Source organism: Massilia sp. MP_M2, from assembly GCF_039123635.1.
GTDB lineage: Bacteria > Pseudomonadota > Gammaproteobacteria > Burkholderiales > Burkholderiaceae_D > Telluria.
Genome location: NZ_JBCHJF010000008.1, coordinates 1 through 14230, shown reverse-complemented (window position 1 = coordinate 14230; position 14230 = coordinate 1). Strand labels below are relative to the sequence as shown.

The following is a 14230-nucleotide window of genomic DNA, read 5'->3' as shown; positions in this document are numbered from 1 at the left end:
GCAATTCTTGGTAAAGTAAGGCAAATTTTTAAATGCTTGGGATGAGTATTGATGATGGATTGCCATCATGAATAATCACTTGTGTTCGCTTTCATATAACTGGGAGGAATGTATGTTGGCGACGGGTCGTTCTGGTTATGGGCAACTACGCAGAATTCATTATCCCCAGCGCCCACACCGGATTAGCGTGACACTTTCCCTTCTCTCGAGATGAACGCCATGCGCCTTGCCTGCCTGCTTCTTGCGAGCGCCGTCCTGACCGGCTGCGCCAGTCCCTCCGCCACCACGCCGCCGATCCCGGGTGCGCCACCGCCGCCCACGCCAATGGCAGCCCTGCTGGACAAGCCGGTCTACAAGATGACGCCGTTCGAGGCCGGCCAGTACATCACGCACATGCAGGGCGCGCAGCCCGACCTGCGCAAGCGCATCGCCGCGATCGGCCGCCAGAACATCGGCCAGCCGTATTCGCTGAACCTGCTGGGCGAGTTCCCGTTCGAACTCCACGACAGCCTGCCGATGTACAGTCTCGAACAAAGCGATTGCGTCGTCTTTGCGGAACACACGTATGCGATGGCGCTGTCGCAATCGTGGGATGAGTTCTTCTGGATGCTGCAGCGGATCCGCTATCGCGACGGCGTGATCGGCGTGGCCACGCGCAACCATTACACCGAGCTGGACTGGAACGTGGCCAACCGCTGGCTGCTCACCGATATCACCGCCCACCTGGCCGGCCCGAACGGCCCCGGCTATGACATGCGGGTCGATCGCGCACGCTTCCTGCGCACCCGCCACAACACGGTGCGTGACATCCCCGTCGAGACGAGCCGCCAGAATTACGTGCCGAAAGATGGCGTGGCGGCCATCCTCGATCAGTTGCACGAAGGCGACTTCGTCAACGTGATCTCGACCCGCAACGGCGAATATTGGGCCTCGCACGTGGGCCTGGTGGTGCTGGGGCCGAACGGCGAGCGGCACTTCCTGCATTCGTCGGCGCCGAAGGTGCGCGAAGAGACGTTTGCCTCGTACATGGCCCGCGTGGCCGGGCGCGAAGCGGACAATGCACGCGCCGGCAAGCCCGGCCAGATGCTGGCCGGCTTCAAGTTCCTGCGCCTGAACGAGTCGATCACGGTGCCACCGATGGCGCCGCAACCGCGCCCTGGCCGGCCGGGCGCGTAGTACGCCGCCTCGCGTTCCCGGCTTGCCGGGTTGGGAACGTTACCCTCCTCCGCTTGAATCTTCATTTAAGCAATAGGGAATTAGAAACTTAATTCCTTAATTCTATTTCTATTTTCACCAAGAGGTTTGAATAGGGCTCGATCGCTGTTATCCCTGAGCGCTGTTGAGTGATCTCAATCCCGCCATGCAATGCGGGCTGGATAATCAACTCGCGAATAACGGGCAATCAATTTCAGTATTATTCGGTCGACGCATTGACGCTCGGATAGTGCTTTGATTCGACCTTGGCGTGAATAAAGTTCTTGGATCGCGGCAGGCCATTTTTTCAAGCGAGGAAATGATGACCATGTTCACTGGACGCTTCCGGATGCCCGGCCTGCCCCTTGCCGGCATCATATCGATGCTTCTAAGGCCCATGATTTTCCTCACGAACAGGGCGGACCGGTTTGCATTGCGACTCTGGTTTTTAATCGCCACGATATTTTCCGGGAGCGATTTATATCTGGCAAATCCACATGGTGTCGGCGTTTCTTTTATTCCCAATAATTATTATTTTCTGCCTGCAGAATCTACCACATTCTCATTCTTGTTATCCGCCCCATACGGCGGCGCCATTCAATTATTCGGTTGTAGCTTGATCATTTTTTCCATCACGACCCAGGCAGCGCAGCGGCATCCCGCCGCACGATCACCCCCCTGACGCATTGCCGTTTGCATTCTCACCCGTCATTTTCACCGTCGCTGTTACTGCCACTACATTGTCGAGGAACCCATGCGAGACGAGATCAAATCAGTTCACCTGGAGCAGTTGCTGACGCGGCTACGCGAGCGCCACGCCGTGATCGGCATCATCGGCCTTGGCTATGTGGGGCTGCCGCTCGCGCTGCGTTACGCGGCCGAAGGCTTCCACGTGCTGGGGATCGACATCGACGCCGCCAAGGTCGACCAGCTCAACCGGGGCGAGAGCTATATTGCCCACATCAAGGGGACGACGATCAGTGCCGCGCGCGCCGCGGGACTGGTCGCCAGCAGCGACTTTTCGCGCGTGATCGAGGCCGATGCGCTGATCATCTGCGTCCCCACGCCTCTCACCGCTTACCGCGAGCCCGATTTGTCGTACGTGATCGGCACTGTCGAGTCACTCCTGCCGCATATGCGGCCCGGGCAATTGCTGTCGCTCGAGAGCACGACCTACCCCGGCACCACCGAAGAAGAATTGCGGCCCCGCCTGGAAGCGCGCGGCCTGCGCGTCGGCCACGATGTGTTCCTCGTGTTTTCACCCGAACGCGAAGACCCCGGCAACCCCGACTTCCACACCCGTACTATCCCCAAGATCTGCGGCGGTTCGACCGATGCCTGCCTCGAAGCCGGCTTGGCCCTGTACCGGCAGGCGATCGACACTGTCGTTCCGGTCAGCTCGACCCGGGCGGCCGAGCTGACCAAGCTGCTCGAGAACATTCACCGAGCCGTCAATATCGGCTTGGTCAACGAAATGAAAATCATCGCCGACCGCATGGACATCGATATCCACGAAGTCATCCGGGCCGCCGCCACCAAGCCATTCGGCTTCACCGCGTTTTATCCCGGCCCGGGTCTGGGCGGGCACTGCATCCCGATCGATCCGTTCTACCTGACCTGGAAAGCACGCCAGTTCGGGCTGCACACGCGCTTCATCGAGCTGGCTGGCGAGATCAACAGCGACATGCCGGCCTGGGTCATCACCAAGGTCGCCGATGCCTTGAACAGCCGTGGCCGCGCCGTCATGGGCAGCCGCATCCTGGTACTGGGCATCGCCTATAAAAAAGATGTCGACGACATGCGCGAGTCACCTTCGGTGGCACTGATGGAACTGCTGCGCGCGCGTGGCGCCATGGTCGAGTATTCCGACCCCCATGTGCCGGTGTTCCCGCGCATGCGCGAGCACCACTTCGACTTGTCCAGCGTCGAACTCACCCCGGCCTCGCTCGCCTCGTATGACGTGGTGCTGCTGGCCACCGGTCACAGCGCCGTCGACTATGAACTCGTGCGCCAGTACGCCACCCTCATCGTGGATACGCGGGGGGTGTTCCCGATCCGCTCGCCCAACGTCGTGCAGGCCTGAATCGCGCAACATGCCCAGCACCCGTGGCCACGAATGGCCACGGGTGCTGCGCCTCGGCTGGGCGCCGCAACCATTGGTGAACGAGGACAACGAATGAAATTCACTGACCTGACATCGCAATACGACGCGTCGCGCAGCCTGATCAATAGCCGCATCCAGAGCGTTCTCGACCACGGCCAATACGTCATGGGCCCGGAGGTCGCCGAACTGGAGCAACGCCTGGCCAGCTACACGGGCGCGCGCCATTGCATCACTGTATCGTCCGGCACCACGGCAATGGCGATCGCCCTGATGGCAGTCGGCATTGGGCCAGGCGACGACGTCATCACCTCACCGTTCGCAGCCATCGCCGCGACCGAGGCGATCTTGCTCGCCGGTGCCAAGCCGGTGTTCATCGACATCGAGCGCGCCACCTGCACGCTCGATCCCCGCCTGATCGAACCAGCGATCACGCCGGCAACGCGCGCCATCATCCCTGTCTCTCTGTACGGCCAGCCGTCCGACATGGACGCCATCAGCAGCGTCGCCGCCCGTCACGGCCTGACCGTGATCGAGAACGGCGCGCAAAGTTTTGGCGCGACCTACCACGGCCGCCAGAGCGGCAATCTGTCGCTGATCGGCTGCACCAGCTTTTTCCCGGCCCATCCCCTCGGTTGTTATGGCGATGGCGGCGCACTCTTGACGAACGACGATGCGCTCGCGGGTGCGATGCGCGCCATCCGCATGCATGGCCGCGCGCGTCGCCACGCGCATGTCCGTCTCGGCCCCGGCGCTCGCATGGACACACTCCAATGCGCTATCGTGCTGGCCAAGCTGGAACGCTTCGACCAGGAGATCAAGCAGCGCCGCCTGGTCGCGGCCGCGTACGATGCAATGCTGCAGCAGCATGTGCCGCTTATTGGCTCGCGGTCCGACCGGACCAGCGTCTATGCGCAGTACACAGTGCTGGTCGAGGACCGCGAGCGAGTACGCGCGGTTCTGGCGCAAGCCGGCATCCCGACCGTCGTGCACTACCCGGTGCCGGTGCACCGGCAGCCTGCTTACGCCCACCTGGCGGCCGGCGCGTCTTGTCCCGTCACCGACGCCATGGCTGCGTCCGTGCTGAGCTTGCCAATCGGGCCTTACCTGGCGGCATCCGATGCGCGCCGCGTCGCCCTGAGTTTGCTGGACGCGACCGCAGCGCGGCAACTGCAAAGCGTTGAATCGGTCGAGCTACCGGGGTGATGCAATGGAACGAACGGCCCAACGTGGTCCGCCTGAAAAGTGACAACGTTTGCCATCGATATGACCGCCGATGATGTGGTGACTGGCGCCAGATGGCCTCAGCGCATCTCTTCGACGAGCTTGAGTCCCTCGGCAAAGCGCCAGATACGGCGGATCTCGATCACGTCGAAATTCGCGGCAACATTCGGCGGAAACGCAGCGTAGCGGGCGTTCAGGCGCACGAAGCGGCGCACGGCATCGTCCATGTCGGCGCGGCCGCTCGAACGCACGATGGTGATCTCGTCGATACTGCCGTCGCTGCGCAGCGAAACGCTCACCAGGGGATCGATGCGCACATCGCGCAACGACAGGCGCGCGCCACCGAGCACGGCGTTGCGCTCGAGTTTCTGGCGCACGCTGTCGACATACAAACGCAGCGGCGCATCGCGCTCGCCGCCAGCGGCCACCACGCGGCGGTTGCCGGCCGACGGGTCGCGCGGCAAGCCGGAGGCGTCCACATTCGGGATCGTCACTCCGCGCAGCAACTCGCGTGCGCGGTTGCCAGGCAGGCCAGCCATGGTGCCCGGCCCCGGCTGGGGCCCCAGCCCACTGCCCGGGCCGGCGCCAGCGCCGCCCGCGCGCGTCGCCGCCGGACCGCCGCCGGCGGTTGGCCCCGCAGCCGGTCCGGGGGCTGGCCCGGAAGCCTGCGCCTGCAAACGCTGCGCCGTCGCCTGACGCGCTGCGTCTTCGGCGGCGCCGCGTGCCAGCCGCTCGGCGTCCAGACGCGCCTGCTGGGCAGCTTGCTGGCGTGCCTGCTCGTCGGCCAGCCTGCGCTCTGCCAGCGCTTCAATGCGCTGGCGCTCGACGGCTTGCTGGCGTGCCCGCTCATCGGCCAGCCTGCGCTCGGCCAGTTCGTCGATGCGCTGGCGCTCGGCCGCCTGCTCGCGTGCGCGCTCTTCGGCCTGGCGACGCTGCGCCATTTCCTCGACAAGCTGACGCTCGGCCGCTTGCTGGCGTGCGCGCTCATCGGCCAGACGCCGTTGCGTTAGCGCCTCGATATGCTGCTGCCCGGCCGCTTCCTTCACCGAGGCTTCCTGCGTCGCTGCTGCTTGCGCTGCGCGCTGCGCCGCCAGTTCGCGCGCCGCTCCCGCCTGTTGTTCACGCTGTCGCAGCAGCGCCTCCTGATCGCGCGTCGCCTGCTGCGCTTGCTGCTGCTCGGTCAGCCTGCGCTCCTCGACCGCATCGCGTTGCGCCTGCGCCAGCCGAGCTTGCTCCTGCTCGCGCTGCCAGGCGCGCTCCTGCTGCAATGCCTGCTGCGATGCCTGCTGCGATGCCTGCTCACGCGCCGCCTCTACAGCGCGCCGTGCCACCGCTTCCTGCGCAACACGCTCCGCCTCAGCATCGACGATGGGTTCCGGAGTGACTGGCATCTCGCTGACGGCCACCTCCTCCGGCGGGTTGATCGGCTCGGCAACCGTTGGTGATCGACCGGCATCCACGTCGGGTAGTGGCACCGCGACAGCGAACTCGGACGCCGGGTTCGCTTCCATCACAATTACGGGCGTCGTCACATCGCGCAGGACACGCTTGACCGCGACCGGCGCTGGCCGGTGCCGGCTCACCTTCGGCGTCGGCGTCGGCACAATCGTTGCAGCCGCAGGCGACGGTGGAGGCAGCGGACGCGGCAGATCGACAAGACGCAAGCCGCGCGCAGGCGCGGGCGGCGGAGGGCTAGCCGCCGCGGGCGCCGCAGGTGCTTGCTGAACAGGTGGCCGGGCCGTCGGCGTCGGCAACGCAGCAACCATCGGTGCCGGCTCAGCGACAGGCACCGGCTCCGCCAAAGGCACCGGCGAGGAAGCCGGCGCTGCAGAAGGCACAGTCACCGGGGCGAGCACGACGCTCAATGGTCCGCCACCGCCAGGATCGCTACCCGGCACACCGAACTGCAGCGACAACAGCAAGGCATGCAGCAGCACCGAGATGGCAATCCCGCCAGCCAGGCGCCGATTGCTGCGGGCGTGGCCGGCGCGGCGCGTGCTGGCGGTCGCAGGATGCATGGCGTCGTGTGGAAGGTATTGTCAGGCTGGCATCTTAGCGTTAACGCGCCCGTATGGCGATCACGACGGCTTGCCGGGCATCCGGATACTTGACGTCCCCGGCATGCCGGCGACCAGCGTCGCCAGGCTGGCGCGTGCTTGCCACCATGGCGTGTCTTCCAGTTTCTGGCGGCAGCTCGGGCATTCTTCCAGTGGATTGCAATCGTGTTCGAGCGCCACGTAATTCACGCCGACCACCGTCTTGCCCTGGTAGCTGTCCACCCGACCGGAACCCGTTTTGGCAACCGGCCTGGCCGCGCCGCCAGCGGAGGCAGGGGCAGATGCCGAGGTCGATGCAGATGCAGATGTCGCATCGATCCACTTGGCAAACGGCTCGGTAGCGACACCGTCGGCCACATACCAGCGGCGGCGGGTGGGATTCCAGCGGGCGCCGAGCGCCTTGGCGGCATCCTTTTCGGCGTAGGGGACGGTGAGAAAAACCATGTGTGAACTGCTCCGGATCGATGTGCTTGCGGTTTGCTATTCTACCGCGCCGCGCTGGTCGCCGAACCGTGCCGGCGGCGCCGACGAGCGCCATACTCACGGCTCCTTCTGGCGCCGGGCCCAGGCGGCATCGCTGTCGCGCTGCTCGCGCCGGTCCTTGCGCCATGTATATAACAAATTACCGATAGTGCTCAGCAAGGCGCTGAACATGCCGATCAGCGCGCCGATATCGGTCAGCGTCAGCTCGGTGGCCAGCCCGGCCAGGTTGGCGTCCACCAGGCGCTGCAATGTTTCAATGATCATCGTGTCTCCCCTGTGCTTGCGGCGGAACCTGCACCCGCAAGCCCACGCTTACCCTGCGCCACATCAATGCAATGGATCAAAGTATAGGAAAACTATACCACAGCAGTAAAGAAAAGCTATACCTCAATGTATAGATTTCCTTTACCATACGAACATGGACCTTCAAACAATGATTGCTAACTGGGTGAAAGAAGCGCGCACCGCCGCCGGCTTGTCGGGCACGGCGCTGGGCGCCCGTCTCGCACTCGAACTCGGTACCGAACGCGGCCACACCAAGGCCAATATCTCGCACTGGGAAAATGAAAAGCACAGCCCCAACCTGAAGCAGTTGCTGGCGATTTCCCGGGTCACTGGCTACCGCCTGCCGCCCGACATCCTGGCGCCCTTGGCGGGTGGCCCGGCCACCGCCGGCGGCGCCCTGCCCGGCTTGCCTGGACTAAGCGGTTTCCCCAATGCGCTGCGCGTCGTGGCCGAAGGCGATGACGATGCCTTCGTGCCCATTCCAATGGTCAAGTTGCGCCTGTCAGCCGGCATCACCGGATACCAGGCCGAACCGGAAGCACGCGATGGCGGCACGCTCGGCATGCGCCGCACCTGGCTGGAACGCAACCAATACAGTCCATCGCATCTGATCGCGATCTACGTCAAGGGCGAAAGCATGGAACCGTCGCTGTACGCAGGCGACATCGTCGTCATCAACACGCTCGACACCAAGCCGGTCGCCGGCGCCGTGTTCGCGGTCAATGTCGAGGGCGAAGCCGTCGTCAAGCGCCTGGCACGCGATGCAGCGCAGTGGTGGCTCACGTCCGACAACCCTGACCAGCGCACCTACCACCGCAAACGATGTCAGGGCGACGCGTGCATCGTGATTGGCCGTGTCGTGCGCAAGGAAAGCGATCGCATCTGACCTGCGCCGCCCACCCTCAGGCGAACACGTGCGGCGCCCGTTCCAGAATGCGTCGCAGCGCCGGATGGTGCACCCGGCGCTCGACAGTCACGGCATAGACCTGCTCGACAATAGCGTCGATCACACCCACCGGCTCGAGCCCATATTGCGCGCACAGTGACGCCGCGAGCACGGTTGGGGCCACCATGAAGCCCGCACCGGCACCGGCGAATGCGCCAAGCAGCGCCCCGTCGTCGAATTCGCCAACGACGATCGGGCGCAAGCCCTGCGCCTCGAGCCACGCCATCAGCTGGCTGTGCAGCGCTGCGCCCTGGCCAGGCATCAGGAATGGCGCGCCTTTCAGGCGCTGCGGAAAATCACCGGCCCAGCGCGCGCAAACGTCGGGATGCGCCACGACCGTGACGGTACTCGAGCCAAGCAGGTGACTGTGGCCACGCACGGCCCCGCCGGGCGGCAAGCCCTGGTCCGAGATCAACAGATCGAGGCGGTGCGCGCTCAGGTCTTCCATCAAGTCGCCAAACCGTCCCTCCCGACAAACCAGATGCATGGCGAGCCCCGCATCGCGTGCAGGCTGCAACAGCCGGAAGGCCATCGTCTTGGCAATCACGTCACACAGCCCGACCCGCAAGGTCTCCGTTTCGGTAAACAGGCCGCGCCGCACCGCTTGCTCCAGTTCATTCCCGAGACTGAATATCTGGTCCGCGTAACGCAGGACGGTCTTGCCGGCTTCGGTCAGTACCAGGCCGCGCCCCTTCTTGCGCAGCAGTTCCTCGCCAAACTGGTCTTCAAGCAGCTGTAATTGCGTGCTGATCGCTTGCGCCGAGACGTGCAACTGCTCGGCCGCGCGCACGACGCTGCCGGCCGTAGCGACCGCATGAAAGTACTGCAGGTGCTTGTAGTTCATTCGCCGTTACCACCAAAAATATTGAGAATTGCTAAAGATTATTCGATTTTACTTTAGCATTGCGCAACCGTATATTGGTGACTCAGTTCACATGAAGCGAGGAAGCAATGAGAAATTACCCAACCGACAGTCCCAAGGCCATGAGCCGCCTGCTGGCCCTGGCAATGATCGCCGACGGCCGCCTGGCGCCGCAAGAGCTCAAGACGCTGCACCGCAGCGGTGTACTCGAGGTTCTGGGCGTGAGCGAAGACACGTTCGACGATGCCGCTGGCGAGCTGACCCAGGATTTGCTGGCCTACAGCACCAATCACGCAGCCGGCATGGTCGAAATCGAACCGGCGACGATCGACGCCCTGCTGGAAGAAGTGCAGGATCCCGCGCTGCGCGCGCTGGTGCTCAAAGGAATGCTCGACATCGTGCGGGCTGACCAGATGATCGATCACCGTGAACGTCGCCTGCTGCGCCGTGCTCTGGCGGCCTGGGGTGACGAAAGCGAGCCGTTCCCTGCGGCGGCGTGATGAGTACGCAAATGGTTGCTTACAAAGCGTAACCATGTTGACCGATTGGCGGATATTGCCGGGCCTATAATCAGGGCATCCCATTGCCCGAGGCCTGCCATGTCCGCCTACCCCACGCTGGATTCTCTGGATGACCTGACCCGGTCTGAAATGAACTGGGCCTGGCGCCTCGACCTCGACCCGGTCCGGGACCCCGAACTGGCCCAGTTCTACGGCCGCACCGCCCGCTACAGCACGGTCGATCCGTATGCGGCCAAGGACGATATCTTCGTGTTCCACGCCAACGCCGGGATGGGTTACACGGTGCAAAGCGGCAGCTACCATGATCCGTTCATGCTGCGCATTTACGACGACGCCGGCAATGCAATCGCTGCGGACGATGGCAGCGGCGCCTACGGCTACGATTACGCGACCTTCACGGCAGCCTACACGGGCTGGTACTACATCAACGCGTCGTGGGACCAGGATTATTACGACACCTATGCCAGCGTGAATGTGTACGAGAGCCGCGTGCCCACGACCACCCGGATCACCGGCACGGATGCCCACGATACCTTGTACAGCACGCGCACGAATGACGTCGTCGATGGCGGCGCCGGCATCGATACGTTCGTGCTGGAAGGCCGACGCAACGAATACACCGTCAGCCTGCGCGATGGCGCAATCACCGTCACCGACCTGGTCGGCTACGACGGCGCCGATGTCCTGCGCAGCGTCGAGCGCCTGTCGTTTGACGACGGCGCGTTTATCTCATACGAAACGCAGGGCTTTCCTGCCGAGGCCTACCGCCTGTACCAGGCAGCATTCGATCGCACGCCCGACGTGGGCGGGCTGGGTTACTGGATCGGGCAAATGGGCCAGGGCCAGTCATTGAGGTCGGTGGCGCAGGCATTCGTCGAGTCGCCCGAATTCAAGAGCCAGTACGGCGCCGCGCCCACGGACGCTGCGCTCATCACGGCGCTCTACGCAAACGTGCTCGACCGGACGCCGGATGCCGGCGGCTTTGCGCACTGGCTCGGCGCGTTGGAACGCAAGGCGATTACCAAGGCAGACTTGGTCGTGCAATTTAGCGAAAGCCCGGAAAACCAGGCGCAGGTCGTTGGTTCGTTGCAGGCTGGCTACGAGTTCATTGTGACGTGATGGGGAGACGAAGTCGAGAGCGTTGCCCGCCCTGTGGGAAATGAATGCCTGACCCACAGCTTGCTCCATAAATCTCGCGGCAATTCACTCTTAAAAGTCCAACTGCACTTGGATCGCTGCCTTATCCTCAAGCATTGTTCGCAGCAAGTCTCCCGAAATAAAGCACGATCGACGAGGGGTCTGGGTAGAAGTGTGGTGCGCTCGATCTCAGAAATACAGCCACGCCACCCTCACCGCAACGCGCTTGCATGAGGCGAGTAGCACCTCTTCCAGAACCTGCAGACTCATTCCTCGTAAGCACGGACGCCGGATGGCCCTACGGCCCTAGGGCTATTGCGACCAACGGACAGAAGAATTCGGATCCAAATTAAATGTTTCATGGAAACCTCGGCTTCGTATAGTCACCAACATTTTACCGGGAATATACATGCAATTTAAGCATGCTCGAATCGATAGCATTGACGCAATGCGCGTGCTCGCAATGCTAGCCGTGATCCAAATTCACTCGCCTTGGTACTCCAGGGTCAACGTCACGAGCTTGAACACAGCGACGATAGCCGACCAGTTTGCGCGCTTTGCCGTTCCATTTTTCTTTGTCATATCCGGCTACCTGTGGGCTTCCCGCTCGTCCGCCGTTGGCGACTACTGGCCACGTTCGGTGGCTATTAGCAAGCGCGTCATATTGATATTTTTCTTCTGGTCATTTATATATGCAATCGGACCTTCTTTATATTTAATCAGACAAGAAGGATTAAACAGCTTTCTCGCAAATATTTTGAGCGTTGTCTATCCGTTTGATCCAATCCGATTTCTTAGTGCAGTCCTGGAAGGCACTAAAAATCATCTTTGGTTTCTGCCAGCACTTGCCATCGCAGCACTGATCAGCGGTGCATTGCTTGCGAGAGGTCGCGAGCTCACCTTGTTTGTTTTGGCGACTTTACTTTTCGCTGTGGGCCTGGCTGGGAGTGCCTACGCCGATGCGCCATACGGGTTCACGTCTGACTTCAACTTCAGAAACGGTCCGTTTTTCAGTTTGATCATGTTTGCGAGCGGCTACGCAATTCACCGCTACGGCCAAGGTCTTGCTCTACTTCCCATCGGAATAGGCCTGGCTGCCGGTGGATTTACATTGCAACTTTTCGAAACGACATGGATTCACAGGCAATGGGGTACTCCCCTCTTGCACGACTATATCGTCGGAACATACTTTTTTGGATTGGGCATGAGTATGATTGCACTGTCCAATACACGTTACTTACGCGTAAAAGCGCTTTCATCCGTTGGCCCCCTGATTCTGGGAGTGTACGCATCACATTATTATTTCGTAGAGCACGTACGCTGGCTGGAGCAGACTGTAGAGAATCCTTACCTCCGAGGACCTGCCTACTTAGCAGTCGTCTTTCTACTATCACTTGGCACTTCGTTCATGCTGGCGCAATGGCGCGGAACAAAACAATTTGTCACCTGATGTTGCAGCCGGCGTCAAAGCTTCCGCTGCTCTTTGATGACAGGCTCTTGCTCAAGCATCGTGCATGGCGGGTTGGCCAGGATCAGCGTGGTTGATAACGAACCCCGGCGGAAAGCTTGGTAGGCACGCAGTGCCAGCTCAGGCTCTTGCGCTAGCGTTCAGATCAGCGCGTGTGTGGGCGAGTCCGGGCTTGATCTTGCGTCGCCTTCAGGTAGTGTCGACAGAATGCTGAGTTGAACGTACGGCGGAGAACCGGCGTGGTAAGCGGATCGAAACATGCCAACGGCTGATGCAGGGCTGGCGGATTATTGCGCCAAGCATGCTTTGAACCCGTTAATGACGCCCCTGCGATGCGAAGCCTTCGGCTGAACGCTGTTGAATAATTAGTTCGTTGCATTCTATGCGAGACTTCAATACCAAGCGTGCGGGAGCGCCTACCGCCGTACTGCCATCTGGCATATCCGTCAGCACGACCGACATAGCACCGATACGACAGTTGTTGCCAATTTTTACGCCACCCAATATTTGCGCATACGCGCCGATTTCGACGTCATCACCCAGTACGGGCACAGGACCGTCGACATGACGATTGCCGATAGTGACACCTTGGCGCAAGGTACAATTTGCACCAATCTTCGTGTCAGGGTGAATAAAGATACTGCCGAAGTGCCAAATCCGCAGACCCGGACCAATATCGGCAGATTTTGGAAGGCTGACGCCGGTCGTTGTCTCGATCAGACGAAACGCTAACCAATACAACGTCATTTGGAACTTTTTTCCAAAGCCTTCCGGCTGTCGGTCAAGGTAGCGCCCACGACGATAAAGCCAGACGGCCCAAATTGACTGCTCCTTGAGAAATGGTCGCCGCATACCATACCGGGCCAAATCGCGTTCCCAATCACCCATTCTGCCCCCGATTTCATTATTGATTATTTGTCAGGATTATAACCAAATTTATTCCAAGTGATTAATTAAATTACATCAATCAGAAATGCCTCGTTACTTTGGCCCGGCTGAGTGGCCTTCTTACGACATATCACGCACGCCGGTTACTGGCACAGCAGCGCATAGCTTGAGACGTGGGCGGCGGCTGGGTTCACGACCACAGCGCGCTACCGCCGGGTGCTCTGGGTGGTGGGTTCGATTGCCGCGTCTAGATAGGGAACTTGGTCCGGGAGAGCGGACATGCGTGGCATTGGGGTGTGGTGCATGGTGGCGAGCTCAGTCGCCGCTGCCCCCTGCCATATTGACCTGGAGATCGGTGAACGGCGTTCCGAATCCGGCGGCGTGGGACCTTACAATGCTTGCGCGACAGGTCGGCGCTTTCTGCGCCGTGCTGCCAGCCGTTCGCAACCCGCCAGCAACACTGGCGACGAGCTGAGCACGCCCTGCTGAAACCATCAACAATGGCGACTGATCAAAGCTTTGAAATAATGAGGGGAATCTGGCCCGCCCTGAGGGAATCGAACCCCCGACCCACAGCTTAGAAGTCTGCGGGTGATAGCATTGATTAGACTAGATCAAACTAGACTTTCCGATAAATAATCATAATAATCAGCAGGTTATGAATTACTTAGCTTGACCTTGCTTTGACTGAACTAGATTGATATGCTTCCATTCCGCTTACGGAGCGCTTACGGAGATTTCAAGCTATGGCAAAAGTCAACTTCACAGTGTCACGGGTTACAGGGTTCAAGTGCGAGGAAGGCAAAGACCAATCGTTCCTCTGGGACTCAGACGCCCCCGGCCTCGGTCTACGAGCTACAGCGGGAGGAAAGAAGCAATACATCTTCCAAGCCAAGATCAGAGGGCTGGGAATCGATCCCCGTATCCCAATCGGCGATGCTGCCGCATGGAAGTTACCAGAAGCTCGGGGGTAATCCCCCCACAAAAAGAGCGCGATCAGAAGTAGAATTTTCTACTTAAGACACAGAAAGCTCTGCATGAAGACCTCCCGCTTTACCGACAGC

At 61.0% G+C, this 14230-nt stretch carries 13 protein-coding genes; 8 read left to right on the top strand and 5 right to left on the bottom strand.

What is annotated here, in order from left to right:
- Positions 1–219: 219 nt before the first annotated feature.
- From RCH14_RS16665 to RCH14_RS16650, 4 genes are all read left to right on the top strand, one after another.
- Positions 220–1176, top strand: coding sequence for an N-acetylmuramoyl-L-alanine amidase-like domain-containing protein (locus tag RCH14_RS16665; RefSeq protein ID WP_343027226.1), 957 nt, complete (start codon positions 220–222; stop codon positions 1174–1176).
- Positions 1177–1465: 289 nt separating this feature from the next.
- Complete coding sequence (locus RCH14_RS16660; RefSeq protein ID WP_343027225.1) at positions 1466–1876, top strand: hypothetical protein; 411 nt, start codon at positions 1466–1468, stop codon at positions 1874–1876.
- 72 nt (positions 1877–1948) lie between these two features.
- Positions 1949–3277 carry a nucleotide sugar dehydrogenase gene (locus tag RCH14_RS16655; RefSeq protein WP_343027224.1) on the top strand — a complete coding sequence of 443 codons (1329 nt, stop codon included), beginning with the start codon at positions 1949–1951 and terminating at the stop codon, positions 3275–3277.
- Between the two features lie 93 nt (positions 3278–3370).
- The gene (locus tag RCH14_RS16650; RefSeq protein ID WP_343027223.1) at positions 3371–4501 is read left to right on the top strand and encodes a DegT/DnrJ/EryC1/StrS family aminotransferase; all 1131 of its coding nucleotides are present in this window, start codon (positions 3371–3373) and stop codon (positions 4499–4501) included.
- A 98-nt stretch (positions 4502–4599) separates the two neighbouring features.
- On the opposite strand, the gene RCH14_RS16645 is transcribed toward RCH14_RS16650, so the two are convergent.
- The 3 genes from RCH14_RS16645 to RCH14_RS16635 form a co-directional block, all read right to left on the bottom strand.
- Entirely contained in the window at positions 4600–6537 is a 1938-nt protein-coding gene (locus tag RCH14_RS16645) for an energy transducer TonB (RefSeq protein ID WP_343027222.1), read from the bottom strand.
- Positions 6538–6597: 60 nt separating this feature from the next.
- Positions 6598–7020 carry a DUF5710 domain-containing protein gene (locus RCH14_RS16640; protein WP_343027221.1) on the bottom strand — a complete coding sequence of 141 codons (423 nt, stop codon included), beginning with the start codon at positions 7018–7020 and terminating at the stop codon, positions 6598–6600.
- A 96-nt stretch (positions 7021–7116) separates the two neighbouring features.
- Complete coding sequence (locus RCH14_RS16635; RefSeq protein ID WP_343027220.1) at positions 7117–7323, bottom strand: hypothetical protein; 207 nt, start codon at positions 7321–7323, stop codon at positions 7117–7119.
- A 154-nt stretch (positions 7324–7477) separates the two neighbouring features.
- Between RCH14_RS16635 and RCH14_RS16630 the strand changes: the two genes are divergently transcribed.
- Positions 7478–8230, top strand: a complete 753-nt coding sequence (locus RCH14_RS16630) for a LexA family transcriptional regulator (RefSeq protein WP_343027219.1) — start codon at positions 7478–7480, stop codon at positions 8228–8230.
- A gap of 16 nt (positions 8231–8246) precedes the next feature.
- On the opposite strand, the gene RCH14_RS16625 is transcribed toward RCH14_RS16630, so the two are convergent.
- Positions 8247–9134, bottom strand: coding sequence for a LysR family transcriptional regulator (locus RCH14_RS16625; RefSeq protein WP_343027218.1), 888 nt, complete (start codon positions 9132–9134; stop codon positions 8247–8249).
- Between the two features lie 107 nt (positions 9135–9241).
- Here RCH14_RS16625 and RCH14_RS16620 point away from each other — a divergent pair, with 107 nt between their 5' ends.
- From RCH14_RS16620 to RCH14_RS16610, 3 genes are all read left to right on the top strand, one after another.
- Entirely contained in the window at positions 9242–9652 is a 411-nt protein-coding gene (locus RCH14_RS16620) for a TerB family tellurite resistance protein (protein WP_343027217.1), read from the top strand.
- Positions 9653–9751: 99 nt separating this feature from the next.
- Positions 9752–10792, top strand: a complete 1041-nt coding sequence (locus RCH14_RS16615; protein ID WP_343027216.1) for a DUF4214 domain-containing protein — start codon at positions 9752–9754, stop codon at positions 10790–10792.
- 427 nt (positions 10793–11219) lie between these two features.
- Complete coding sequence (locus RCH14_RS16610) at positions 11220–12260, top strand: acyltransferase family protein (RefSeq protein ID WP_343027215.1); 1041 nt, start codon at positions 11220–11222, stop codon at positions 12258–12260.
- 333 nt (positions 12261–12593) lie between these two features.
- On the opposite strand, the gene RCH14_RS16605 is transcribed toward RCH14_RS16610, so the two are convergent.
- Positions 12594–13166, bottom strand: coding sequence for a serine acetyltransferase (locus RCH14_RS16605; RefSeq protein WP_343027214.1), 573 nt, complete (start codon positions 13164–13166; stop codon positions 12594–12596).
- Between the last annotated feature and the right edge of the window lie 1064 nt (positions 13167–14230).

Bases quoted from the DNA above. Each gene is read 5' to 3' on its own strand.
- RCH14_RS16620 (WP_343027217.1), top strand. From the start codon at position 9,242: ATGAGAAATTACCCAACCGACAGTCCCAAGGCCATGAGCCGCCTGCTG.
- RCH14_RS16605 (WP_343027214.1), bottom strand. From the start codon at position 13,166: ATGGGTGATTGGGAACGCGATTTGGCCCGGTATGGTATGCGGCGACCA.
- RCH14_RS16665 (WP_343027226.1), top strand. From the start codon at position 220: ATGCGCCTTGCCTGCCTGCTTCTTGCGAGCGCCGTCCTGACCGGCTGC.
- RCH14_RS16625 (WP_343027218.1), bottom strand. From the start codon at position 9,134: ATGAACTACAAGCACCTGCAGTACTTTCATGCGGTCGCTACGGCCGGC.
- RCH14_RS16650 (WP_343027223.1), top strand. From the start codon at position 3,371: ATGAAATTCACTGACCTGACATCGCAATACGACGCGTCGCGCAGCCTG.
- RCH14_RS16645 (WP_343027222.1), bottom strand. From the start codon at position 6,537: ATGCATCCTGCGACCGCCAGCACGCGCCGCGCCGGCCACGCCCGCAGC.
- RCH14_RS16640 (WP_343027221.1), bottom strand. From the start codon at position 7,020: ATGGTTTTTCTCACCGTCCCCTACGCCGAAAAGGATGCCGCCAAGGCG.
- RCH14_RS16635 (WP_343027220.1), bottom strand. From the start codon at position 7,323: ATGATCATTGAAACATTGCAGCGCCTGGTGGACGCCAACCTGGCCGGG.
- RCH14_RS16615 (WP_343027216.1), top strand. From the start codon at position 9,752: ATGTCCGCCTACCCCACGCTGGATTCTCTGGATGACCTGACCCGGTCT.
- RCH14_RS16655 (WP_343027224.1), top strand. From the start codon at position 1,949: ATGCGAGACGAGATCAAATCAGTTCACCTGGAGCAGTTGCTGACGCGG.
- RCH14_RS16610 (WP_343027215.1), top strand. From the start codon at position 11,220: ATGCAATTTAAGCATGCTCGAATCGATAGCATTGACGCAATGCGCGTG.
- RCH14_RS16630 (WP_343027219.1), top strand. From the start codon at position 7,478: ATGGACCTTCAAACAATGATTGCTAACTGGGTGAAAGAAGCGCGCACC.